The organism is Chitinophaga eiseniae, assembly GCF_012641265.1.
GTDB lineage: Bacteria > Bacteroidota > Bacteroidia > Chitinophagales > Chitinophagaceae > Chitinophaga > Chitinophaga eiseniae_A.
Window position 1 is genome coordinate 314,569 of the sequence record NZ_JABAHZ010000003.1, and the last position, 25,960, is coordinate 340,528.

Annotated in this window: 15 protein-coding genes and 1 riboswitch; of the genes, 5 read left to right on the forward strand and 10 right to left on the reverse strand. The window is 45.7% G+C overall.

Annotated elements, in window-relative coordinates:
• The first annotated feature begins 49 nt into the window (after window positions 1-49).
• Window positions 50-2,428, forward strand: a complete 2,379-nt coding sequence (locus tag HGH91_RS15125) for a ribonucleoside-diphosphate reductase subunit alpha (RefSeq protein WP_168739497.1) — start codon at window positions 50-52, stop codon at window positions 2,426-2,428.
• Between the two features lie 146 nt (window positions 2,429-2,574).
• Complete coding sequence (locus HGH91_RS15130) at window positions 2,575-3,132, forward strand: ester cyclase (RefSeq protein ID WP_168739499.1); 558 nt, start codon at window positions 2,575-2,577, stop codon at window positions 3,130-3,132.
• A gap of 235 nt (window positions 3,133-3,367) precedes the next feature.
• Here the strand turns inward: HGH91_RS15130 and HGH91_RS15135 are convergent, their stop codons facing one another.
• From HGH91_RS15135 to HGH91_RS15150, 4 genes are all read right to left on the reverse strand, one after another.
• Window positions 3,368-3,844, reverse strand: a complete 477-nt coding sequence (locus HGH91_RS15135; protein ID WP_168739500.1) for a hypothetical protein — start codon at window positions 3,842-3,844, stop codon at window positions 3,368-3,370.
• Between the two features lie 4 nt (window positions 3,845-3,848).
• Complete coding sequence (locus tag HGH91_RS15140; RefSeq protein ID WP_168739502.1) at window positions 3,849-8,315, reverse strand: DUF6443 domain-containing protein; 4,467 nt, start codon at window positions 8,313-8,315, stop codon at window positions 3,849-3,851.
• Between the two features lie 99 nt (window positions 8,316-8,414).
• The gene (locus tag HGH91_RS15145; RefSeq protein WP_168739504.1) at window positions 8,415-11,339 is read right to left on the reverse strand and encodes an RHS repeat protein; all 2,925 of its coding nucleotides are present in this window, start codon (window positions 11,337-11,339) and stop codon (window positions 8,415-8,417) included.
• A 495-nt stretch (window positions 11,340-11,834) separates the two neighbouring features.
• Entirely contained in the window at window positions 11,835-12,443 is a 609-nt protein-coding gene (locus HGH91_RS15150) for a TrmH family RNA methyltransferase (RefSeq protein ID WP_168739506.1), read from the reverse strand.
• Window positions 12,444-12,554: 111 nt separating this feature from the next.
• Between HGH91_RS15150 and HGH91_RS15155 the strand changes: the two genes are divergently transcribed.
• A complete protein-coding gene (locus tag HGH91_RS15155; protein ID WP_168739507.1) occupies window positions 12,555-15,254 on the forward strand; it encodes an AsmA-like C-terminal region-containing protein in 2,700 nt (899 codons plus the stop codon).
• 85 nt (window positions 15,255-15,339) lie between these two features.
• Window positions 15,340-15,723, forward strand: coding sequence for an SdpI family protein (locus tag HGH91_RS15160; protein WP_168739509.1), 384 nt, complete (start codon window positions 15,340-15,342; stop codon window positions 15,721-15,723).
• Window positions 15,724-15,780: 57 nt separating this feature from the next.
• Here HGH91_RS15160 and HGH91_RS15165 read toward each other — a convergent pair whose 3' ends face one another.
• The 5 genes from HGH91_RS15165 to HGH91_RS15185 all read right to left on the reverse strand — a co-directional run bounded on the left by HGH91_RS15165 (window position 15,781) and on the right by HGH91_RS15185 (window position 23,663).
• Window positions 15,781-18,963, reverse strand: a complete 3,183-nt coding sequence (locus HGH91_RS15165; protein ID WP_168739511.1) for an efflux RND transporter permease subunit — start codon at window positions 18,961-18,963, stop codon at window positions 15,781-15,783.
• Between the two features lie 28 nt (window positions 18,964-18,991).
• Window positions 18,992-20,128 carry an efflux RND transporter periplasmic adaptor subunit gene (locus HGH91_RS15170; RefSeq protein WP_168739513.1) on the reverse strand — a complete coding sequence of 379 codons (1,137 nt, stop codon included), beginning with the start codon at window positions 20,126-20,128 and terminating at the stop codon, window positions 18,992-18,994.
• A 19-nt stretch (window positions 20,129-20,147) separates the two neighbouring features.
• Entirely contained in the window at window positions 20,148-21,482 is a 1,335-nt protein-coding gene (locus tag HGH91_RS15175) for a TolC family protein (RefSeq protein WP_168739515.1), read from the reverse strand.
• A 408-nt stretch (window positions 21,483-21,890) separates the two neighbouring features.
• A complete protein-coding gene (gene lipA, locus HGH91_RS15180; RefSeq protein ID WP_168739517.1) occupies window positions 21,891-22,790 on the reverse strand; it encodes a lipoyl synthase in 900 nt (299 codons plus the stop codon).
• 36 nt (window positions 22,791-22,826) lie between these two features.
• On the reverse strand, window positions 22,827-23,663 hold the full coding sequence (locus HGH91_RS15185; protein ID WP_168739519.1) for a hypothetical protein: 837 nt from the start codon (window positions 23,661-23,663) through the stop codon (window positions 22,827-22,829).
• Between the two features lie 169 nt (window positions 23,664-23,832).
• Here HGH91_RS15185 and HGH91_RS15190 point away from each other — a divergent pair, with 169 nt between their 5' ends.
• Complete coding sequence (locus tag HGH91_RS15190) at window positions 23,833-24,240, forward strand: OsmC family protein (protein WP_168739521.1); 408 nt, start codon at window positions 23,833-23,835, stop codon at window positions 24,238-24,240.
• 41 nt (window positions 24,241-24,281) lie between these two features.
• On the opposite strand, the gene HGH91_RS15195 is transcribed toward HGH91_RS15190, so the two are convergent.
• Complete coding sequence (locus HGH91_RS15195) at window positions 24,282-25,565, reverse strand: DUF2851 family protein (protein WP_168739523.1); 1,284 nt, start codon at window positions 25,563-25,565, stop codon at window positions 24,282-24,284.
• Between the two features lie 129 nt (window positions 25,566-25,694).
• A riboswitch (SAM riboswitch) is annotated at window positions 25,695-25,812 on the forward strand.
• Window positions 25,813-25,960 lie beyond the last annotated feature (148 nt).

Consider the following 25,960-nt stretch of genomic DNA (forward strand, 5'->3'; position numbering starts at 1 on the left):
TTTGGCTGTTGGCAAACGGCTGACAGTTAAAATCTAAATTCACAAACCCATGTTCGTAATCAAAAGAGATGGAAGAAAAGAAGCAGTAAAATTTGACAAAATTACTGCACGTATTGAAAAACTGTGTTACGGTTTCAATACAGAATATGTTGATGCGATAGATGTAGCGAAGAAAGTGATACAAGGTTTGTATGATGGGGTAACCACCAGCGAACTGGATAATCTCGCCGCCGAAACTGCGGCCTCCCTGACCACGAAACACCCGGATTACGCCCTGCTGGCTTCCCGCATTGCAGTAAGTAACCTGCATAAAAATACCATCAAGTCGTTTTCCAAAACGATGAAGAAGCTGTATGACTACATTGATCCCAAAACCGGTAAATCAGCCGCTTTGCTGTCTGATGACGTGTGGGACATCATTAGAAAAAATGCAGACATCCTGGATTCCAGCATCATCTACGACCGCGACTTTGCCTATGACTACTTCGGCTTCAAAACCCTGGAACGCTCTTACCTGCTGAAAACAGACGGTAAAGTACAGGAACGTCCGCAACATATGCTGATGCGCGTAGCCGTAGGTATCCACAAAGACGATATTGATGCTGCCATCAAAACATATAACCTGATGAGTGAGCGCTGGTTTACACATGCCACGCCTACCCTCTTCAACGCAGGTACACCTAAACCACAGATGTCTTCCTGCTTCCTGCTCACCATGCAGGACGATAGCATTGAAGGTATCTACGATACCCTGAAACAAACGGCTAAGATTTCCCAAAGCGCCGGCGGTATCGGTTTAAGCATTCATAACATCCGCGCTACCGGCTCTTATATCAGCGGTACCAACGGTACTTCCAACGGTATCATCCCCATGCTGCGCGTATTCAATGATACTGCACGCTATGTAGACCAGGGCGGTGGTAAACGTAAAGGCGCCTTCGCTATTTACCTGGAACCCTGGCATGCCGACATCTTCGAATTCCTGGATCTGCGCAAGAACCACGGTAAAGAAGAAATGCGCGCCCGCGACCTGTTTTACGCCCTCTGGATGCCCGACCTGTTCATGAAACGTGTAGAATCCAATGGCGACTGGGCGTTATTCTGTCCGCATGAAGCACCAGGACTGCACGACTGCTGGGGAGAAGCCTTTGAAACCCTGTATGAGCAATACGAAAAAGAAGGCCGTGCCCGCAAAACCGTGAAAGCACAGGACCTCTGGTTTGCCATCCTGGATGCACAGATCGAAACCGGTAACCCTTACCTGCTGTATAAAGATGCGGCCAACCGCAAATCCAACCAGCAGAACCTGGGCACCATCAAAAGCTCCAACCTCTGTACAGAAATCATCGAGTATACTTCCTCCGACGAAGTAGCCGTATGTAACCTGGCTTCCCTGGCCCTGCCACGCTTCGTTATTGACGGTAAATTTGATCACGAAAAATTATACGAGGTAACCTACCAGGCTACCCTCAACCTGAATAAAATCATTGACCACAACTACTACCCGGTAGAAGAGGCCAGACGCAGCAACATGCGCCACCGCCCTGTTGGCCTGGGTGTACAGGGTCTCGCTGATGCGTTTATCCTGATGCGTTATCCGTTTGAAAGCGACGAAGCTAAAAAGCTGAACAGCGAAATATTTGAAACCATCTACTTCGCTTCCCTGTCTGCCTCCAACGAACTGGCCAAAAAAGACGGCGCTTACGAAACATTCCCAGGCTCACCAGCCTCCAAAGGCATCCTGCAGTTCGACATGTGGGGAGTAACACCTTCTTCCCGCTGGAACTGGGCAGCCCTGAAAAAAACAATCATAAAAGACGGTATCCGTAACTCCCTGTTACTGGCGCCAATGCCTACCGCTTCTACCTCCCAGATCCTGGGCAACAACGAGTGCTTTGAACCATACACTTCCAACATCTACACCCGCCGTGTACTGAGTGGTGAGTTTGTAGTGGTAAACAAACACCTGCTGAAAGACCTGGTAGAACTGGGCCTGTGGGACAATGACATGAAGACTAAAATTATTTCGCACAATGGCTCTATCCAGAACATTGCCGAAATACCCGCTAATATCAAAGAACTGTACAAAACAGTTTGGGAAATTAAGCAACGTAACCTGATAGACATGGCCGCCGATCGCGGTGCGTTCATCTGCCAGTCACAGTCACTGAACCTGTTTGTAGACACCCCTACAACCGGTAAACTGACCTCCATGCACTTCTACGCCTGGAAGAAAGGACTGAAAACAGGTATGTATTACCTGCGTACACAAGCAGCTGCCCAGGCGGTACAATTTACCGTGGAAAAACAAGGTGGTCAGCAAATTCAACCTGTGGTGGCAGCCGGCAGCGGTGGCAACCAGGAAGAAGAAATTATTGTGGGCGCAGTATGTACCATGGAAGAAGGTTGCGTTACCTGCAGCGCATAAGGGTTTATGTAAGTATAAATGCGAATCCCCACTGCGATAGCGGTGGGGATTTTTTTTGTGGTATCACAAGATGTGATACCACCGGTTTGCAGGAACACAACCAACCACCATACTCCATTGTTATTAAATGTAAAAACATACCCCTTATGAAAAACAAGTACTTATTCCTGCTACTCGCGACCATTATCAGCAGCTGTCAGCAAAACACCGGCAACCTCCAACAAAAGGTGGACTCCTTACAAAAAGCACTACAACAATATACCGACGAAGCAGCCCTCACCCAACAAAGACTACAACGATTCGACACCCTCGACTTCGACTTTTACAGCCACCAGCAATGGGATTCTTTAAGCATCAGCCATGCACAGGATATTGTAGTCACCTACCCCGATGGTAGCCAAACCAAAGGGCTCCCTGATCATATCAAACAACTGGAACCGCTCTTCACCTTTGCTCCCGACACCAAAATCAAAGAACATCCCGTTAGGTTTGGCTCCGGCAACTGGACCTGCGTCATAGGCGTAATGACTGGCACCTTTAGTAAGCCTATGTCTATGGGAGATGGGAAAACAATGGCGCCTACTGGTAAGTCATTCCGCTTGTCGATGTGTACCGTGGGGCATTGGGAACATGGTAAAATGAAGGAAGAAATGTTGTTTTGGGACAATGCATCGATGATGCAGCAGATTGGAGAGGGGAAATAACTGGTATAAAAATATCCTCTAAACAATAGCTCCATGCCATCTTTTTCCACATGAGATATCTCTTTCATCAACTGTAATAATTCCGGGAGACGGAGAGATAGCATGTAATACAAAATCCAAAACATTAAGTGTCATATTAATATCAGGGCCGGCTCATATGAGTCGGCCCTGATGTTGACAACTATTATATTAGTCCTTGATCTTATTCTCGATTCCACTCTTCCCCATTCAGCAATCACATTGGCGAATGGGCAGGTCCTACAACTTTATGAAACCCAATAGGGATTATGCTTCCCCTAGTCAATTTATAACCCGTTATTCGATCCAAAGGAAACATATTTGGAGGACCAAAGAACAAATTCAGGTGGTAAATACTATCAGGTATAGCGGTAGGGGTGATAGCTATCGGGATATCTACTATCCGTTGCCCCAAATCGTTATATAAATCGGTGATATTAATCTGGATGTCTTTTCCCTTCGCCAGTGGGCTGAGCAGGCCATTGAATTTCTTGAAATCACTATATAGCATTTCATCATCTTTCCCAATAGTCAGTAAATCCGGTCCAATCGTGTATCGAAAGCGAGCAAATTCGTTTTTCTCAATATTAGCGATAATAGCCCTGGTAGTACGTTGCATTCTTTCTTCTTCTGTTGCCTGACGACAACTAATAATAAATAGCATTAGTAAAAAAAAGGAGGTGGTATATCTCATCTTATTAGTTTAAATTCACGTTAAGGGTATTCTTATTGTCATTTTTCTTCAGTAGTTCCAACAAGGTTCTATAAAGATCATATGTTTTCTGAGTCGCCTCCTTAACATCTATTCCATTCTTATTCATAATTTTCATACCTGCCTCCATAATGCCAATTCCTCTTTGCAACGATCCACGGAAATCCCGGAGGTTGAGACCTGGTAGCGAACCATCATTGACAAAATTGGTAACGTCTGCTTTTTGTCTCGGTGACCCAAAAACATCGCTAGACAAAGAAGCAGCGGTATTAAAATTATTAATATTATCTTTTAGTGCTGCATTCGCTTTCCAAAGTGGTACGTTATCTCTAAAGGTTACAACCCAGGCGTGTCCTTCTTGCGGTGAAAAGGCAACGGATGAACCCTGGTCTGAAAATACTTTGTTCTTATCCAGGTCATTTCCCATTCTCCATCCCCCGGTATTTCCCGGCGGTTCAGGGTCCACTGAACCCCATGCCCAACCTGGTATCCCCGGCAAATTATTGTCGGGCCTCAGTATTGGGCCTGACGGAGAAGAAACCGATCCACTTGGTGTTACGCCAACACTTGCGGCAGAAAATAATGGTACACCTGCGGCATCTTTAAAAACTGAAGGTACTTTATCCGAAGCAATATCTACTCTTCCATGTTGAGTGGTAGCATTGGTGCCATAAATTGCCTGATAAGACACTGCCGCCTTAAACCATGCACTATTAGCCGGAGCCAATTCCAGGCCTTCGAGGTCTATTCCCATTGTCACTTTATTTTCTGCGTAAGCAAATGGCGTATTGCTGGCATACTTACTACTTAACGGATCAATCTGGATAAACCTGCCAATTTGTGGATCCATGCTTCTATATTTAAATTGATACCAGTTAAGATCTAATCTATCTTCCAACTCCTGGGAAGTAAATCTCTTTTTATTTTCCGGGTAGTTAGTTCCTTTAAGAGCATTCGAACTAATCCCCGCCATCGTGAGTCCAAATGGATAATAGTGCGTTTCCTCCAGCAGAGGACCTGCGTTCACGCCCAATATCACATTGTCGAAATACACAGGTTGAGCGCTTTCATTGCTGGTATATGCATACAGGAAGCCTGTTTTCTTAATCACCATTTTATCCTGGCCCAGAGTCTGCAGCTCATCTGGGGCTGCTTTTACCTGTTTTACTCCGCTGTTTTCCTCTACTAATTTAAATCCATCATCGAAGAGTACAAAATTGAGATAAGCTTTAGGACGGTTGGTGTTGGGTTGGTCAGGCTCTTTCTCTTTAAGACGGCGATAGTCATTATTATAAAAACTGCTGTTAAAGGGAGTCTGTTGGTCTGACAAAGTATTGCCGTGAGTGTTGTTATTTGACTGTGCATTTCCACCAAATGCCTGCACCAGGCCTGCTATCATATTTTCAGCAGTGGCCGTAGCTGATTTATTATCCTTAGGTCCGTCAGATTTGTAAAATGCCTTGGCGCTCAGCTGAACCGTATCACCTGCCATTACCCTAAGTACAATAGAAGGGCCTATTTTCTTACCAGTACCGGTCGCAGTTAGCTTAGCAACAGAAGCATTCTTGCCTGCACTTTCATCTGCCGGATATCCTACCGGTTTGTCTGTACGGGTATTATCAATATTGCTAAACAGGGCCGTTTCTTTAGGTGCTGCCGGCACCTCCATCGTAGCCGTATACGTGGTAAAATCACTCTGGTCTGTCAGGACTAAGCGTACATTCTCTAAGTGATCTTTTACAAAGTAATCGAACGGGTATTGAGCAGCCTGTCCTGTTTTAAATACAGGGCGTATTCTGCCTTCTTCGTGCGCCAAGAACTGCAAAGTATCATTCTGATAAACAAACCCTCCAATATAATCGGTGGTCACCACTTTATCAGCACTACCCGTCTGATCCGTTATTATCTTTCTCCAATTTACACCGGCAGCATCATACAGGAATTTGATCCTCCCTTTGCCAGTTATTACAATACTATCAGGCTGGTTAAGATGATTATAAGTAATAGTAGTAATATTCTTGTTAAGATCTTTAATCATATTGCCATTGGCATCATAGTCGTAGTCGTCTCCGGTGTTGGTACCGTTGATGAAATCGCCCAACTTTACACTGGTTGTATTAGCAACATCCCCCACAGCAGCTAGCTTATTACTGGCAGACTGGTAAGAGTAAGTAAGAACATCTATCATTGTTTTGGTGGTACCTATCATTCCCATTTGGTTCATCGTCATGATATTACCATTGGCATCATAATTCAGATTGCTGACAGAAAAGTCTTTCTGATCAATCGTCCAGTTGCTACTACCGCTGTTTTGCTGTGTAAATGGGGCTGACACCAGGCGATTGACTTTATCATAGTTATAACCATATGCACGTGCAATTCCATCACTCTTGCTCTTCCAGGTTGTTCCTGCCACATTTCCATTATATTGCGGTATTGTGAATCCAGCATCATAAGCCAGTGTTTGCCCAAACCAATTAGCAGTGCTATTAACAGTACTTGCATATGTTTTATTAATACCTGTAAGCCAACCACGAATATTATAATCATAGGTGAGTGTTTCCAGCTGGGTACTACCAGCAACGCCCAAACGTTTTGTTTTCAGCTGGCCCAACTCATCATAAGTATTGACGGCTATCGTTTTGTCCTGAGAGGCGTTGGCATCATTGAGCCGTTTCTTAATACTGGTGATCCTTCCGGCAGGGTCATAACGCAGCATTGTTAATACTGTTGTTTGCGGCGACAGATCGCTATGAAGGTTTTTATGCCGCAGATAGGAACTAAGCATTTTCCCATTAAAATCGTATAAACTTGTTGTGATGTCAGTACCGCCATTGATATTATCTGCCAGCACCTGGACCAACCTTCCTTTATCGTTGTAACAATTGGTAGTGGTGAGCCACTGTTGTGTTCCCAGCACTCTTACCTTTGTACCTGTCACCAACCCTGTTACCTGATTACTTCTAACCGCCGGCAGTGGTTCTGCATTGGGGCTACCATCTGCCTGTGGCTTTGTAATATCGCTACTGGCATAATTTTGTGCGCCGGAAAAAGAATAGTCGTCATAGTAAGTATATGTCAACGGCGTAAGGGAATCTGCCGGAATATTAGCCAGGGTTGTATTTGCTACAATAGTACCATTACCACTGGTTGCTGTCGGGTTAATTACCATCTCTGTTGCGGCACCGGTACTTGTTTCAAAACCATCTACGAGGACAATACTGTTGATTGCCTGGTATAGAGGTTTTTGATCAAAATTATCCAGGATTAGATCAACCGGCGCTGGGAAATTATAAATAATGTTCTGGCTGCTGCTACCACTAACTCCATTCAACGCAATTTGTAGAGATTCCCGGGTGGCGGTAGCGTTTTTATATAAAGCCGTCATTATCTGCCTGTTCTGTCCATCATAAAAAGTTGCCAGCCAGGTTTTTCTCTTCATATTACCATCTCGGCTAAATACCAGTCTATCCCGAACATCATATACCATTTCAGTGGAATCGGCCCCTGCTACTTTTTTTATTATCATGCGATTTCGGTCATCATATCGGTAGATAAAGCACAACTCTGCTGCTATAGCAATGCTGATTGTCCAATTAGTACCTATGATGGATTGCACTGCTTTTGGTGGGATAACAAAACAAAGGTTGCCAAAATCGTCATACACATAGTACGTACATAACCATCCCATATGCGCGGTACCTAGCGTCCCCGCTGACGCGAACTGGGCTTTTTTTAATATTATCACTCCATTTTTATCCTTGAATTCCACCACCTGGTTACCCGCTTCATCAATCAAAACATTCTTATATAACTGCCCCTCCGCATAGATGCGGTTGGGGGTACTGGTAGGAATCACATTTGAAAGATCCCATATCCGTACGGAATCTGCCGCTGTATTTATCAGTGACTGATTCTCCAATGGCCGGTTTCCACCTTTTTCTACACCTGCAGGATCATTTTTTGCCCAGTTGTTCCCAGGTGCATAAGTTTTTAATACCCGGTTCAAGGGCGATGCTTCGAAGTCAAGGCGATTATAGTATATACTTTCTCCTGCTGCGCCAGGCACCTGTGTCTGATAGAAAGTTTTCTGCGCGTTAAATGGGTCTGTTTTAAACTTGCCGTCCGTAGTATTTTGTGAAGCGTACGGTAAGTATTTTACCTGTTCTCTCCCATATTGGTCAAACACTATTGGTGTGACCATATCATTTCCGCTATAACTGATGCCCTTGACAACCGTTTGTATCAGCCGGCCTAATCCATCAAAATATTGAGTAGTTTGCCGCACCTGATCGGCAGTACGTGCAGCAGCGCCGACATACGCCGTATCAGTAGTAGCTACAGCCGGTTCCCAAGTACGAATATAGTTAATCGTCGTATTGGTATAAGGCGCAGGAATAGCCACCGGTGTGGCTGACGGTGGTGTTGTAGTTCCACCAGGTGTCTGCGCCATTACGACATTGCATTTAGTGAATAAGTATATTGCCCCGAACACCCGACTAACATAAAACAGGACATTATTCATAATTTTTGATTTAATAAGTTAACAACACTATTGATTAGGGGAGCTTTTGTATTTATAATCGTACTGCTTCAATATCTTACCATCATTGTCTTTAACCACCTTCAATCTTCCGAAAGAATCATACTCATAATAATTTGTTTTTCCAGAGGGGTCTGTTTCGGAAGTCACACCAACCAGAACTTTATAGGTATATGTACTGATACGGGCAGCAGGTAATGCAGTGCGCAGTTTATTTAACTCATCTCTCAATTGCTGATCACTCTGTGGATCATTAAGGATAACGGAATTAATATAACTTTTCACGGTAGCAATGTCACTGCCAATTATCCTGGCAACGGGGTACTGGTTTTTATATCCGTACAAATAACATTCATTAACATTATTGGCTTGTTTCATCTGCAGGATATTGCCTGAAGAGTCATACTGATCAAATTCCAGCCTATTTTCCAATGGATTCGACCGTATTGATAATTGCATATTAACTGGCTTAAAAACGCCTTCCGGCCATGCTTTCATGTTGGTTCGTTCTGTTTTAACCAATCTGGGGGAAGCTGTCAACGGCTTTACATATGCCTTTGACTCTATCACCGGGCTTAAAATATTCCGGGATTTCATGGTACTATAAGGAGCCGTGGTTGCAAAATCATCTACATAGGCCATCGTTGTATAAACAGTATCTCCATTACTCAGGTATTTTGTTATTCCAGTAGGATAATAATTGTTAGGATTATCATGATCGTAAATAGTAGTAGTAGTTAACACATTACTGCCAACATACTTGTTATTTATCTCTGATCGCAGATAGCTAACCCCCGTAATAATAGTTTGATCATTAACACTCGAGCCAAATAAGAGCGACGATTTGGAAGGTACAGCATTTTGCGTGGCCATATCATTTCTTGCCGCATAAACCCCCAAAGGAGAATTGAAATATCCTGAATAAGATGCCACCTGGAATACATACAATCCCGAAAGTGTTTTTTGATCGATATAGGCATAATTATAGGAGATGTCTTCGGCCAACTGGTAACCATTATTTCCTGCATTTATAAAAGCCTCCTTTTTTCTCAATAATCCATTAGCCCAGTTTCTATAATCTCTGCAATAATAGCTGGGAACATACTGCCCCTTTGCGCCTCCACCAATACGGGTGGGGGAAAAATTGCTGGTATTATCATAAGAATAGGTATACACATTTTTCCCGCTATTGCCAGTGGCATCACCCAGATACTCTGTTATATTCGTGTATCGGACATTGTTGCTGCCCAACAATCCGCTCCATCCATTTGAAAGCACCCTGTTTCTGTAAACATAATATAATGTTGTAAATCCATCACTGGCAATACAACCAGGTGCCACTACAAAGGTGCAGGTACTAAAATTCGTCTCATTATCCATATTATGTTCCAGGTAGCCTGGTTTGTATTCGTAGCTTTTCGAAGTAGTACCACCGAAGTTATCTTTAGACAAAATCTGTTTGATCCGCAAACCTCCTCCTAAGCCAGTACCTGCCCCCCCTCCTATGTCATACTGATTGGCTTCGTAAGTAAATTCGGTAGTACCCCCTGTTGGATAAGTGATCTTTTCAAGAATATATCTTTTCATATAACCTTCATTAGGAGAAAAATCTACATCTCCTACTGTGATGGTTTGTCGTGATGGCGGATAGTTACCTGTAGCACTTTGTATGATATCAATATTCCTCCGTACACAAACAGCCGTATTATCAGATTCCCCCCGGCAAAAACCCCATTGATCAATCAGGCAGCGATTATCTGCTACTGGGTGACTTTCATTGTAACTGAAATTATATTTCTCGTTAAAATCTGCAGATACGCCTGCAATTGTCACTGATTTTAGCCGATATAAGGCAGTACTCCCCGGAAAATTATCCCGGTCAAATACAATAGAGCGTATTATTTCATTTTTGCCATTTCGGATAACAATACTTTCAATATAATTCTTCGTTGTATTCAAATTAAATTGGACGGTCCCTTCTTTTAAAGAGATACTTTTGATAATCTTCGTTTGATAGCTAATACCATATCCCTGTATATCACAGTAACCGGAATACATATTCCCACCTCCGTTACACATGCTGCCAACGGGAACTCCATTATCTCCCGGCAAATCATTACTTCTTATCTGAACCGTTCCCTGAACATTTACAAATTGAAAAGCGGGTATATCATCATAAGCGAAAGAAATCGTGTTAGCGCCGGAAACATCAGAAATTTGTTCCAGGTACCATCCGGTGGGTGCCTGATCGGCATCAGTGATAGCCTTCTCTATATTGGAATAGCCAAACTTATACCGCTTCCCGTCATCATCTGTGATATCGATACCTGTTATCTTGCGGTAATACATAGGATCTGTTGGAGATCCCGTCTGGACCTGAATATCATATGGTACAAAAGGATAGGTATATGCCTTGAACTGACCAGTGCCATCATCTTGTATCGAAAAATTACCATGTTTATTTCCTACAGAATAACTAAACTTATCATATTGAGCATCTTTCTTCCTGTTAGAAAGAATATCATTAAGATAAAGTATATCGTCATAATTATCCTGATCGATCTGGTCGGCAGTTTTCATTGGATTAGGCTTGGGATATAATTCATCTGCACGACCCTCTATACTACGGGAAACAAGTCCACCTACATCAAGGGTCCAACCCGCGCCAATATTAGTTTGATTCAATTCCCGGGGCTTTATACCCACGGCATAATACCTCAATACAATCGGTACTTCTATATCACCCGACTTTACGGTATACAAAGGAATAGAGATATCAGGGATCCCGGTATTATAGGCAACCGGTACCTCTCCATAGATCTGAAATGCACGGCTTTGCGGTGAAGGCGGAACAATCGTTGGTAGTTGCCCCGCAACTTGTGCAGTAGCAGCAGTGGTTAACAACAGCAAAATAATGCTTAGGGTATATTTCATAAGTAGTGGTTTTCTTAGTCTAATGTGTACAGTAATGTTACCATAAGGTATTTACAGAAATCACAGATATAGGTGCATCAAGAGAAGCAATCAGCGATATTTAGATCCTCTCCGCGGTACAACTAATTTAAAAAAATTTAAATGGCCACGTTATAGATTCAACAAAAAATTATTCACTTGTTTTGACTAATGAGGGCAGCTGTTCGTGGTCTTATCAACGTTATACTCCCTGACAAATTGAAGTAGATCATAGCAAAGGAATTTAGAATTAAACAAACATGATATCAATCATAAAACACCTCTACCAAGGCATATTTCATGACGGGTTATAATATAAGATTGACCTAAAATAATGAATTTTGGATAAAATACCGCATATTAATAATAATTAATTTACGGTAACGGGCACCTTCCGGCTAATGCAAAAGATGCCCTATGTCAGACAATAAAAATCTCTGCCTCTATGCTCTTTCCTGGAAATAACCTAATAGAAAATCACCGCGCGTCCTCAGGCATATCCTCTCCTCTAAACCCCCACTCCTCCAGCAAACTATTGTACTGTGCATCCGGCAATCCCTGCCGCTGATAATGCCCCGCCACTGTTTTCTGACGCATGGCTTCATAAATACTCACAGCACACGCAACGGAAATATTTAACGAACGGATAATACCCATTTGAGGAATAATGAAATTGCCATCGGCCAGCGCACGGACTTCCTCGCTGACCCCATTTTGTTCATTCCCAAAAACCAGGGCTATAGAGCCGGTAAAATCGATGTCATAAAGACTCTTTGCATCGGCAGCCAGATGGGTGGTTAATATTTTATCGTATTGACGGCGTAATGCAGCAAAGCACTCGGCCGCATTATCAAAATCATGGATGGTGAGCCACTGCTTGGCGCTGCTGCTGCTCCGATGTCCCCAGTTCTTCCTGCGGGGCTCCCGGGAAGTGATAATATAAACGTCCTGTATGCCCACGGCATCGCAGGTACGCATCACGGCAGACACATTATGAGGATCCTGTACATCCTCCAACACGACTGTTAAATTTGCCTGTCGCCTGTTTAAAACCGACAGTATCCTTTCCCTTCTTTCTGGTGTCATATGCTGCTATTATGGCACAAAAGTACAAAATAGCCCAGAGATGCTATTTACACCCCTATTTCTTGCTTTCCACATTATGCTTATCTTCACCTCCAAAACAAAAATTAACCTATGCTCAAGAAGATCCTGAAAATTGTGGGCATCACAGTACTGGTCTTGATAGTGGCCGCTTTCGCCATTCCCTATTTCTTCAAAGACAAAATTATCGCCATTGTAAAAACAGAGCTGAATAACCGGCTCATTGCCAAGGTGGATTTTAAAGACGTGGATATCAGCTTATTCCGTCATTTTCCCCGTTTGTCGGTAGGACTCGAAAACCTCCAGGTAGTAGGTACCGGAGAGTTTTCTTCAGATACCCTGCTGGCCGCCAAACAAATCGATGTGGCGCTCAACCTGATGAGTGTTATCAATGGCGGTAAGATGGATATCTATAATATCGCCCTCTCACAACCACGCATACACGCCATTGTGAATAAAGATGGCGCCGCCAACTGGAATATCATGAAACCCGATACGGCGGCTGCGCATCCGGCAGATACTACCCAAAGCAAATTTGCCCTCAGCCTGCAACAGTATAAAATCGAAGATGCCTGGATCAGCTATGAAGACCGCCAGGGTAATATGGCCTTACTGGTTACCGGCCTTACCCACCAGGGTCAGGGCGACTTTACCCAGGACCAATTCCTCCTGCAAACCAGTACGGTAGCCGATGGCATTACCTTCCGCTATGGCCTCATCCCCTATTTATCGCAGGTAAAAACAAAGCTGGATGCAGGCATCCAGATCGATAACAAAACCAGTACCTATACCCTGAAAGATGGTAAAGCTTCGCTCAACAACCTGGAACTGACCCTGCAAGGCCTTTTCAGGCTGGTAAATGACTCTACCTACGGTATGGATATGGGCTTTAAAGCGCCTTCGACTAACTTTAAAGACCTCCTGTCGCTGGTGCCTGCAGTATATAAAACGGATTTCGATAAGATAAAAACCAGCGGTACCGCCGCTTTTGCCGGTTTCGTAAAGGGTAACTATTCCCCTACGCAAATGCCGTCATTTGGACTGGACCTGAACGTAAAAGATGGCTTCTTCCAATATCCCGATCTGCCTAAGCCAGTGAAGAATATACAGATAGCCATGAAAATCAGCAACCCGGATGGCGTACCCGATCACACCGTAGTAGATATGCCTACCGGCCACCTGGAAATGGATAATACGCCACTGGACCTGCGCATGCTGGTTAAAACACCGGTATCCGACCTGTACGTAGATGCTGCGGCCAAAGGCAAACTGGATCTTTCCAAAATCAGCCAGTTCGTGAAACTGGAGGCAGGAACCAACTTAACCGGCCTGCTGGATGCCGATATCAGCGCCAAAGGCAATATGAGCGCCATCGAAAAGCAACAGTACGACCGCTTCTATGCCGCCGGCACCCTGCAATTGAGCAATATGCTCTATAAAAGCAAAGATTATCCCGATGGCGTAAAAGTGAATAACCTCTTCCTCCAGTTCAACCCGAAAAATGTAACAGTAAAAGAACTGAACGGACAATACCTGGGTACTAATTTCGAAGCTAATGGTGCAGTCAATAACCTGCTCGCCTATACGCTGAAAAACGCTCCCCTGGATGGACAGCTGAATTTCAAAGCCGATGAAATCAACCTGGATAAATGGATGGGAACCACTAGCTCCACGCCTGCCGCCAGCAAGGAAACCGCTAAAAAAGACAGTGCTGCTGCTATGCCTTTTGCCGTGCCGGCCAACCTGAACATCGGCCTGCAAACGACCGTTAATAAAATCCACTACGATAAAGCCGATCTCACTAACGTATCCGGTAACCTGCTGGTAAAAGATGAAACGGTAACCATGCAGCAGCTCAAAGCCAATGCCCTGCAGGGTACGATGGAAATTAATGGCAGCTACAGCACCAAAGCCAGCAAAACCAACCCGGACATTAACCTGGCGTACAATGTACAGAACCTCGACGTACAACAAACGTTCAATACCTTCAATACCGTACAAAAGTTAATGCCTATCGGTAAATTCCTCTCCGGTAAAATTACCTCCCAGCTCACTATGCATGGTAAACTGGGCAAGGATATGTCGCCCGATCTGAATACTCTTACCGGAGATGGTAACCTGCTGCTGATCCAGGGATTCCTGAAACAGTTTGCCCCGGTAGACCAGCTGGCCAACACCCTGAATGTGGCCCAGCTGAAAGACCTGTCACTCCGTGATATCAAAAACTATTTCGCTTTTGAAAACGGTCGTGTGAAAGTGAATCCATTTAAGGTAGTAGTCAACGGCGTGCGTATGGATATTGCCGGTTCACATGGATTTGACCAGTCGCTCGACTATACCCTGCAACTGGCCCTCCCACGCAGCCTGATGGGCGCTGCTGGTAATAACCTGATCAACAACCTGGCATCGCAGGCGCAAAGCAAGGGTATTCCTGTCAATATCGGCGACAGCGTTCACCTGCAGGTGCTAATGGGTGGTAATATCTTAAAGCCCAGCGTAAAAACCGACTTGCGCGAATCGGCCAACAGCTTGAAAAACCAGGCAGCTGAGCTGGTAAAAAATAAAATAGATACGGTGAAAAACACGGTAAAAGACAGCCTGAACCAGATTAAAAATACCGCTGTCAATACCCTGAAAGACGAGTTAAAAAATCAACTCAGCGGTAAAAAAGATTCTGCACATAACGGCAAACCACTGGAAAATGTGGGTAAACAAGCCGGCGAATCAGTGAAGAATACCTTAAACAACCTGTTTAAGAAGAAAAACAATACCGCCGATACAACCAAACACTAAAGATATAAGTTCCGCCCCACCTGTGGTGGGGCGGAACTTATATTCACATTTTTTCCGTAACTTATGGTAACCAAAACCCCGGACCATGTTGTTACCTTTCCTCCATTCCACCTGGTGTAACGCTGCCATCTTTGCGGGTGCAATATTCTTTCTCATGGGCTTCTTTATTCACCGTTACCCACCCAAAAGCACCAAATCATGGTACGGCTACCGCAGTTTCCTATCTACCAAAACACCTGAAATGTGGCGCGCTGCCAACGAATACGCGGCCTATATTTCCCGTCGTATAGGCGTGATATTGATATTGACAGGCATTGCCTGTGCCCTGCTGTTCGACCGGCAATCCGACTGGTTCCTGTACATCACCATCGGCGCTGTAGTAGCTGGCGCCATGTATATGGTGGGCGATACAGAATGGGAGCTCACCCGCCACTTCGATAAAGATGGCAACCGCATACTTCCAGAATAAAAACAAAGAAGGCGCTGCTTTCGCAACGCCCCCTTGTAATTATAAACCCTAATACTATTAAATTTTTCCCTGTACATCATGCTCCGGTACAGATTGGTAGCTTTCCTTCATCTTTTGTAATTTCTCTTTACCATATGCCAGTCGCGTAATCACTACAAACAGCACCGGTACGATGAAAATAGCCAGGAAGGTGGCAGTAAACATACCCCCCAACACCGTCCATCCCATGGTTTTACGGGCTTCCGCACCCGCACCGGAAGAAAATACCAGTGGCAGGATACCCAACAGGAATGCCATAGACGTCATGATAATAGGACGTAAACGCAGTTTGGCTGCTTCTACAGCCGCGGTTATCAGATCCATGCCCCTGTCTACACGCTCTTTCGCAAACTCCACGATCAGGATCGCATTCTTGGCCGACAAACCGATCAAGGTAATCAAACCAATCTGCGCGTATACGTTGTTACTCAGCTTAGGCAGGAAGGTAAGCACCGTAATGGCCCCAAAGGCGCCAATAGGCACGGCCAGCAGTACCGAGAAGGGTACCGACCAGCTTTCGTACAAAGCGGCCAGGAACAGGAATACAAAGATGATTGACAAGGCAAAGATGTAAACGGTTTTGGAACCCGACAACAACTCCTCACGGCTCAAACCGGAGAACTCATATCCATATCCATCCGGTAATGTCTGCGCCGCCACTTCCTTCAATGCACTGATCGCATCTCCGGAACTATATCCCGGCGCAGGGTTACCGTTGATTTCCGCAGAACGGAACAGGTTATAGTGCGAAATCACCGGGGCACTTTCTATCACTTTATAAGTGGTCAATGCACTCAAAGGCACCATAGAACCCGCCGCATTGCGCACAAATAACTGGTTCAGGTTTTTAATATCCCCCCGGTAAGTAGAATCCGCCTGTGCTACCACACGGAAGTTACGCCCATAAATAGTAAAGTCGTTGATATAGGCACTACCCATATACGTTTGCAGGGCAGATGCAATATCCGATATCTTCACGCCCATTTTCTTGGCCTTTTCACGGTCAATATCGAGCTGGTAGCCGGGTGTACGGGCCGTAAAGAAGGAAAATGCCTTGGCTATTTCAGGGCGACTGTTTGCCGCCGCCAGGAACTTCTGCAGCACTCCTTCAAACGCTTTTACCTCACCGCTTCCCCGCTGTTCGAGTACAAACGAGAAACCAGCGGTAGAACCCAACCCTGGTATAGCCGGTGGCGGAATCACCACCACATTGGCTTCCTTATATTTCGACAATTTCTTCTGCAACGCAGCTACCAGGCCAAACACCTGCAGGGAATCCGGCTTACGCTGATCCCATGGCTTCAGCTGGCAGAAGATGGTAGCACTGTTGGATTTGGTAGCAAAGTTTACTACGTTCAAACCTCCCAGCGCCGCATAGTGCGCAATACCTTCTGTATGATCCAGGTCTTTCATCATCTGCTGCATCACCGCCAGGGTACGTTCTGTAGAAGAAGATTCAGGAAGGTCGAATGTGATATAAATACGTCCGTCATCTTCTGTAGGAATAAACCCGGTAGGCTTGCTCTTAAACAACATCATGGTACCTACAAATATGCAGATGAGGATCACCACTACAAACCGGAAATAACGGATACTCTTTTTAACCCCCATGGAATAACGGGAAGTAGTGTGCCCGAACCAGCGGTTGAACTTGTAGAAGAATTTATTCAGCCCTTTGGAATCCTTATCCAGGTGCATAGGTCTCAGCAACAGGATACACAATGCCGGTGTTAATGACAACGCCACAAATGCGGAGATCATTACAGAGATGGCAATGGTGATAGCAAACTGCTGGTATAAGCGCCCTACGATACCTGGTATAAATCCTACGGGAACGAATACTGCCGCCAGGATCAAGGCAATGGCGATTACGGGGCCTGAAATTTCTTTCATGGCCTGCGCGGTAGCATCCCGTGGCGTCATTTTCTCATGATCAATATTATGCTGTACCGCTTCCACCACCACAATGGCGTCATCCACCACAATACCGATAGCCAGCACGAAACCGAACAGCGTTAAGGTATTGATCGTAAATCCAAGTGGTATGAAAAAGATGAAGGTGGCAATAATGGATACCGGGATGGCCAATACCGGTATCAGTGTTGCGCGCCAGCTTTGCAGGAACAGGAATACCACGATCACCACCAGTATCAGTGCTTCTACCAGGGTATGCAATACCTCTTCGATAGACACTTTTACGACAGACACAGATTCAAATGGCACTACGTATTCCACGTCAGAGGGGAATTGCTTTTTCAGTTCCTCCATGGCGGCAGTCACGTTCTTTGCCGTTTCAATGGCGTTGCTGCCAGGGGCCTGGTAAACGAGCAGGTAGGCTGCACGTTTTCCATCCACGAAGTTATTACCGGCATAGTTAAATTTACCCAGCTGCACGCGGGCTACATCTTTCAGGTATACCAGCGTTCCATCGGCGGGACGGGTTTTCACGACCACGTTACCAAATTCTTCCGGTGTGGATAAACGCCCTTTGGTGAAGATGTTGTATTCAAAGGTTTGACCGGTTTGCTGCGGCGGCGCTCCCACGGAACCTGCGGTGATCTGCGCATTCTGCTCTGCGAGGGCTGCACGGATATCATCGGCAGTAACGCCCATTTCCGCCAGCTTATCAGGCTTCAGCCATATACGCATACTGAAATCATCTGCACGGGTAAAGATATCCCCTACTCCTTTTGCTCTCAGCAACGCATCTTTTACATATACGTTGGTGTAGTTGTCGAGGAAGGTAATATCATGTGTGCCTTTGGGAGAATACAGGGCTACGAGCATCAGGATGCTCGGGTTACGCTTCCTAACGGTTAAGCCTAAACGCTGCACTTCCTGTGGCAGGGTGGGCTGTGCAATTCCTACACGGTTTTGTACGTCCAGTGCGGCAATGTTGATATCGGTACCTACTTCAAAGTTAACCGTCATACTCATTTGTCCGCTACTGGTATTGTTGGTATTGATGTACGTCATACCCGGCGTACCATTCACCTGCACTTCTACCGGCGTTGCCACGGTTTGTTCTACCGTTTGTGCATCTGCACCGGTGTAGGTACCCGTTACCTGTACAGTGGGGGGTGAAATTTCCGGGTACTGGCCAATGGCCAGGTTCATCATCGCCAATATCCCCACCAATACCAGCACGATAGAAATCACTATCGCTGTTACGGGTCGTTTTATAAAAGTATCTGCAATCATGATCTTCGCTGTTGATTCTACTGATAAACTATTTCTTCGCTGCAGCGTCTTGTGGTGCTGCAGGTATTCCTATCTGTATCTTGCCGCCATCGCGCAAACGCTGGAAGCCTTCTACTATCACTTTCTCACCGGACTGTATACCGTCCATGATTACTATTTTATCGCCGATCCTGGGGCCCAGGTGTACTTTCTTTTGCGTAGCCGTGCTGTCGCCAGCCACAAATACGAAATATTCACCCATCTGCTCTGTGATCGCTTTGTATGGGATCAAGAGCCGGTGGCCCGACTGATCATTGAGTACGCGGAGTACGCAGCTCATACCATCTTTCAGCTGATCATCGGGGTTATTGAATTCAATACGTATGCGGATAGTACCAGTTTGGTTATCCACCCCGCGGTCAATAGCCAGTATCTTACCACCATGCGTATATCCGGTACCGTTAGACAGCTGTAAGCGGAAAGTAGAATCGCTGGTAGCGGCATTTCCCTGCAGCGCTGCAAAGCGGGCAATATCATTTTCGTTCACCACAAAATCTACTGCAATGGGATTTTCACTGGAGATGGAGTTCAACAGGGTACTGCCAGGGCTCACCTGGGCGCCCAGTTTCACCTGGGAAATACCAATGCGTCCGGTAAACGGCGCTTTGATGAGTGAGTAATCAAGATCTGTACGCACCGCAGCGAGATTCGCTTCTGTGGCTGCCAGCTGGCTACGGGAAGTTTCCAGGGTAGCTTTGGCATTATCCACAATCTGGCGGGCTACTGCGTCCTGGTCGGCCAGGCGCTGGTAACGGTCATCATCTTTCTTTGCCCTCTCAAAGCTCGCACGGGCACTGGCTACATTAGCCTGTGCCTGCAGATAGGCGGCCTCATATTTACGGCGGTCTATCTCATACAAGACCTTCCCCTTCTGCACAATTTCTCCTTCTTTAAAAAAGATACCCGTAATAAAACCTGATACCTGGGAACGCAGTTCTACCTGGTTCAACGCTACCACGGTGGCGGGATATTTATCATAATAAACGGCCGGCGCCTCTGTAGCGGCGATAACGTTTACCGGTGTAGGGGGAATAACAGGTGCGCCTTTCTGACCAGGGCCTTTACAAGCCGCAAAGCCCAGCATAGTGGCAGCACTGATTAAGACGATGTTGTTCATTTTTTTCATATCCGTTCCGGTTACCATTTTAATAATTAGCTGTTAAGGTTCCTAATGCTTTTTGCAGATCTATCCGGCTGGACAGCACCTGGTACATAGAATTATAAAAATTGAGCTGTGCTGTACGCAGATCCGTTTCCGAAATCAGCACATCGAGATAGGTTTTGATCCCTTCTTTATATTGCAACTGCAACATGTCATATACATCTTTTGCCATCTGCACATTTTCTTTCAACGTCAGGTAGTCGTTATAGTTACTCCTGTAAGTAGCCATAGCCTGTGCATATTGCGAGTTGATCTGGCTTCTTAATGCCGCAAAGTCCCATTGGGTACGCTGCAACTGCATTTCCGCCATGCGGATATTATGTACCCGTTTTCCTCCCTGGAAAATAGGCAACGATAGTTTCAATCCCAGCAACGAGTTAGGATAATCGTTACTGTATAGTTTTCCGAAATCGGCGCTCTGGTAGGCAAATGCATAGTTCACAAAGGCCGATACGGTAGGCAGGTAACTCCATTTATTGTATTTCACGTTGGCCTGTTGCAGACTTTGTTGGGTTTCGAGCAACTGGTATTCAATACGGTTCTTATAATCGGCCACCAACAGGGTATCTTCCCCTGTTACCTGTGCCGCCAGCGAGGAGGAATCCTGTACCAGCGGAACATCACCACTGCTGGCAGGATATCCCATTAATTGCTTCAGGTAGGCCTGCTTGGCGACGAGCAGTTCCCTGGCCGACTTTTGCTGGGCTTTCGCATTGTTCAGCGAAATAGTGGCCCGCTTGGCATCTATTTTATCTACCACCCCACTGGCATATTGGTTATTCGCATCTTTCAGACTACGTTCCAGCCGGGTGATATCTTCATTAAGTACTTTAATCTGCTCTGCTGTCAGCAATACATCATAGTATGCTTTGCTCACATCGGCTACCAGGTCTATCTGGTTGCGCATGGTGGTTTGCCGGCTTTGTTTCCGTACTTCCTTTGCCGTGTTGGTGGCCAGTAACAGGTCGCGGGTAAAAATATTCTGATTCAACCCAAACTGCGCCGTCGAAGTATTGGCCACACCCACTTTCGTAGGATTGCCACCGAAAATGGAAGTGGGCAATTCCATGTAATGCTGGATATTATAATCCAGGTTGATCTGGGGATACCAATCGGCCAGCTTACTTTTCACCGTTCTATCGGTAATGGCTTCATCCAGCAGCGACTGACGTATGACCGGCTGGTGTGCAATCGCATACCGGATACATTCCTGTAGCGTGGCGCTGGTTAAAAGGGAATCGGCAGGTTGCTGTGCAAATACCCGTGGGGAGATAAACACCCCACACGTTACAGCTAACAAATAAAATGCTCTTTTCATAAAAGGCTTTTGACATTCAGTTCATCATTGTACCAATCGAAAGGGAATAATACCCGCATAAAAACGAGTCAGATTTTTATGACATTGTAGCATTGTTCCCCTGGTTGTTGCAGAGACTTTTCCGTCCATGTAACATTAATATTAGTCGCAAAAACATGTCTATGCTGTAGTTATTACAGCCAACAGGCAGGTTGATATGAGAGTTGCTTATTCGATACTATCTGAAACTAGGCAGCACGGTTTTCAGGTGTGGTTCCAGGTATCTGAATCAACGTTTAACAGTGAAGTAGGTATACAACAATTATGGTTGCTTAGGTAAAAGTAAATTCGGGCGCTAAGATAACCTTATGCAAACAAAAATCCACCCCTGAGGGTGGATTTTAACAATTCGGTGAGAATCAGCTCCGGTTATCCTTTATTCCGACCGCTGAAAATATGTTTCTCTGCATGATAGGACGATCTTACTAACGGTCCTGACTCTACGTAGTCGAGGCCCATGTTGTAGCCAATCTCTCTCAGTTCCGCAAATTCATCGGGATGTACGAAACGTACTACCGGCAGGTGTTTAGGGGTAGGCTGCAGGTATTGCCCCAGCGTTACCACATCACAACCATTGTCGTACAGGTCTTGCATAGCCTGTACTACTTCTTCCTTGGTTTCTCCCAATCCCAGCATAATACCGCTCTTAGTACGCATACCACCTTCTTTCAAACGGCGGATTACTTCCAGGCTACGGTGATATTTTGCCTGTATTCTTACCTGTTTGGTTAAACGTTCTACTGTTTCCAGGTTATGAGACACGATTTCAGGTGCTGCATCGATGATACGCTGGAGATTTTCCCACTGACCACGAAAATCCGGGATCAGGGTTTCCATGGTGGTTTGTGGGTTGAGAGTTCTTACCGCATTGATGGTGTTAGCCCAGATGATAGAACCTCCATCTTTCAGTTCGTCCCTGTCTACCGAGGTGATAACGGCATGTTTTACCTTCATCAGGTAAATAGCTTCTGCCACCCGTTGAGGCTCGTCAAAATCTGCCGGTTCGGGCCGGCCAGTGGCTACGGCACAGAAACCGCAGCTACGGGTACAGATATTTCCGAGGATCATGAAAGTAGCGGTACCGGCGCCCCAGCACTCGCCCATATTAGGGCAGTTGCCGCTTTCACAGATGGTATGTAGTTTATGGGTATCAACCAGGTTTCTTACCTGTTTGTAAGTTTCGCCTATCGGTAATTTAACGCGCAGCCAGTCAGGCTTCTTTACTCTTGTGGTAGCCGGTTCGGCGGCTATTACGGGTAGTTCTTGCATCGCTTATTCCTTTCTTTAGAAAAGCAAAGTTAATACTTATCTCTTATTCCAGCGTTTTCCGAATTGAATGCCCACATATGCATTAAAAAAGAACTGTTTATTGTAGTCAGTGCCATTCACCGGCACCATAATAGGTATCTTTTTGGTATACATTTCAGCGTTTACCCCAATTTCCAGGGCACTTACCACTTCATTAAAGTGGGCCCAGTCGAACCGGAGGCCCAATTTGGCATGAGCGCCCGGCACCACGCTCAGATTGCCCCACCCTTTGCCAAAACCAGCGGCCCCATTGATCTTATCTTTATTCAGGAAAAGATTGGCATTCTCGGGGCTATACTTTAAGTCGATATTATCCCCGGCAGGATCCTGTACATTCACATAGTAAGGTTTTAACAACCCCAGGGATAATCCACCATAGTAGATCGCATCCACTTCCACGCCATTTTTATTGGCTTTGCCACCAATCAGGTAGCGTTGGCCTATACCCAGCTTCACCGGGTAAAAATTGTTTTGTTTACCAAATATATAAGGCCGCTGTGTAAAGGAATAGCCTCCACTTTGCTTGTATTCCTTGTTGTTTTTCTTTTCGGAAAACTCAAGCTGGAAATAAGTTACTTTTTTCCGGCTTTTACGATATCCTTTTTCCACGAAACCGGACCAACCATCTGTATTTAAACGGGCACCAGCTGAAAAATCGCGCTGAAACACATTTTCCCCTTCTTCCTGCTCGCGGAAAATGGCAATCTTCTTCAGCTTACGCTGTTCCTTCTCTTTCTCCTTCTGGGCTTTGGAAGCAGGAGCAGGAGTCGTGGTTTGAGCAAATAAACCGCCGGATAGTGTCGCTAAAAACAGGATCAAGTATATTTTTTTCACAGTGGGCTATTATTATATATAAATTAACGCTTTATCAAAGGTATTGTTATGTATATATTACAAACGTAGCTAATTTTTTTTGAGTTTAACAGCGCCGTCGCCTACCATATTACACTTATACTAAAAATACATTTAATTTTACTGTCTGATCATAAAAACAGCAAGCACTATGCAAACAGCAGCAATTATTTATAACGGCGAATTACGTACGACTTCTACCCACCTGCAATCCGGCACGGTGATCGAAACAGATGCTCCTGTGGACAATCGTGGAAAGGGAGAGCGCTTTTCCCCTACCGACCTGGTAGCCTCCTCTCTGGGCTCCTGCATGCTCAGCATCATGGGCATCAAGGCTATGGACAATGGATGGAATATTGAAGGTACCAGGGTAAGTGTACAAAAAATCATGGGGTCCGATCCCCGTCGCATTATCGGCGTTACGATCGTGATGGATTTACCTGCCGGTCACAACCTGGGTGAAAAAGAAAGAACCATCCTCGAAAGAGCCGCGCTTACCTGCCCGGTGGCTAAAAGTCTGCACCCGGATTTAGTGCAGGATGTGACATTTAACTGGTAAACATAAAACAGGAGGCACGTGCGTGCCTCCTGTTTTATGCCTTACACTCCTTTGATGATCTTCGCTCCTATAGCGCAATACAGGCATTTCTTCTCATTACAATAGTATTGCTTTAACTGCAGCAAGGCCTGCGACTCCAGGGCATTCTCCTGCTTTACCCCCAGCAATGCCCACTGATGGGTGATATTATTTTTCTCCGGCGGCAGCTGCTGTAGCAGATGAAGCGCTTTTTCCTGGTAGTATTTCTGCTGTTTTTGTTGTCCGTAAAAAAACAGGAGCGGCAATACCGTGTTGATAAGAATGGTATGCACCGCCTGCCGGCCGGGGCATTGGGCTTGCGTTACCGGCTGTCCGAAGCGGTAATGCGTGCGCCAGTACGCAGACGGCTGTACGAAAAAAAGCTGCTCCAGCGCTGTCATATCTTTCGCTTCCAGTACCTGGGAAAAAATGTGGGTAGTCTTTCCCAGCAAGGCAGCCAATGTAGCGAGTCTCACTGTAGGAAAGGCGGCAGGGCGCATGCGCAGCCAATTCCACTGATGCGCTGCCATGGGCTGGAGCCGGTACTTATGCCGCAGGTGCGTAAAAATATCCTGTAGCTGCAATGCGTAAGCATCGGTGTGGGCCGCCTCCAGCATACCCGCCTGGCCGAAAAGAAAGGCTTCCAGCTGTATCAGCTGGTGCCGGTGCCGCATCAGCGTCCTGTAAGGAAGGGATTGGGCCACCTGCAGAAATGGCGCTGCATTTACCGGGATACCATAGCTCTGGGCAATAGCCCAGTAACACACTTCCTCCCAGTTGCCATGTGTGGCCAGTAACCAGGATTGCAAACTACTGATCTTTCGCTCCCAGCGTTCCGCTAACAGCCGTTCTTTCCAGCTGATCCAGGTAAGCGATGGCACCTGTGCGGCCTGGGCGGCACAGGGCACAAAAGGCGCCAGGCTCCGCAACGCTTCATAGCGTTGCAGCAACAGCTTGGAAATACGCTCCTGTAGCTCCAGGCAAGGCACGCCCGGGATGCCCTTACCAGGCATATCATGTATAAATACCACATGAAGTATGATCCGCCCATATTGCGGATTGTGCTGGTGCCCATGCCGGAACCAGTCCGACGTGCGCAGGTGCAGCTCTACCTGCCCTATCCACAGAGCGGTTCCGATCCTGATACGGGCAGCAGAAAAATCAGGTCCTCCATGATGATTGAGTACACCGGGATGTAATATTTCCACCGGCTCACCGGTAATAGTTGTCAAATGATCCTGGCGGAATAGCCGGAAGGCCCAGATATGCTGGAATAGCTCTTCTGAGAGCGGGGGATTAACAAACATAAACAAACAGGATTGGGGTATAAAATAATATCATTCAAAGGTAATAAATCATCATTTAATAAATAAATTGTAACAGCAATTTGGAATTTTGATAAAAGTGATATTACCTTTGCGCCAGTTCTTACACATCACTTATCCAGAAAGGCGGAGGGACTTGGCCCTGCGATGCCTTAGCAACCTTTCCTGATTACGATCAGGAAAAAGGTGCTAATTCCTGCCCACGGTGTAACCGGGGGAAAGATAAGTTGGCAGAGATTATACTTCACAGCTATATATAACTTTCTAAGAAAGCTCTTCCAACACCATGGAAGAGCTTTTTTTATGCCCACTTCCCACCCCATTCATGGATTTGTCGTTGTTTAAGTTGATCTTTAATGATAAAGTTGCAGCAGATT

Coding starts and splice junctions, on each gene's coding strand:
- HGH91_RS15125 (WP_168739497.1), top strand. CDS start 50: ATGTTCGTAATCAAAAGAGATGGAAGAAAAGAAGCAGTAAAATTTGAC.
- HGH91_RS15130 (WP_168739499.1), top strand. CDS start 2,575: ATGAAAAACAAGTACTTATTCCTGCTACTCGCGACCATTATCAGCAGC.
- HGH91_RS15135 (WP_168739500.1), bottom strand. CDS start 3,844: ATGAGATATACCACCTCCTTTTTTTTACTAATGCTATTTATTATTAGT.
- HGH91_RS15140 (WP_168739502.1), bottom strand. CDS start 8,315: ATGGCGCAGACACCTGGTGGAACTACAACACCACCGTCAGCCACACCG.
- HGH91_RS15145 (WP_168739504.1), bottom strand. CDS start 11,339: ATGAAATATACCCTAAGCATTATTTTGCTGTTGTTAACCACTGCTGCT.
- HGH91_RS15150 (WP_168739506.1), bottom strand. CDS start 12,443: ATGACACCAGAAAGAAGGGAAAGGATACTGTCGGTTTTAAACAGGCGA.
- HGH91_RS15155 (WP_168739507.1), top strand. CDS start 12,555: ATGCTCAAGAAGATCCTGAAAATTGTGGGCATCACAGTACTGGTCTTG.
- HGH91_RS15160 (WP_168739509.1), top strand. CDS start 15,340: ATGTTGTTACCTTTCCTCCATTCCACCTGGTGTAACGCTGCCATCTTT.
- HGH91_RS15165 (WP_168739511.1), bottom strand. CDS start 18,963: ATGATTGCAGATACTTTTATAAAACGACCCGTAACAGCGATAGTGATT.
- HGH91_RS15170 (WP_168739513.1), bottom strand. CDS start 20,128: ATGAAAAAAATGAACAACATCGTCTTAATCAGTGCTGCCACTATGCTG.
- HGH91_RS15175 (WP_168739515.1), bottom strand. CDS start 21,482: ATGAAAAGAGCATTTTATTTGTTAGCTGTAACGTGTGGGGTGTTTATC.
- lipA (WP_168739517.1), bottom strand. CDS start 22,790: ATGCAAGAACTACCCGTAATAGCCGCCGAACCGGCTACCACAAGAGTA.
- HGH91_RS15190 (WP_168739521.1), top strand. CDS start 23,833: ATGCAAACAGCAGCAATTATTTATAACGGCGAATTACGTACGACTTCT.
- HGH91_RS15195 (WP_168739523.1), bottom strand. CDS start 25,565: ATGTTTGTTAATCCCCCGCTCTCAGAAGAGCTATTCCAGCATATCTGG.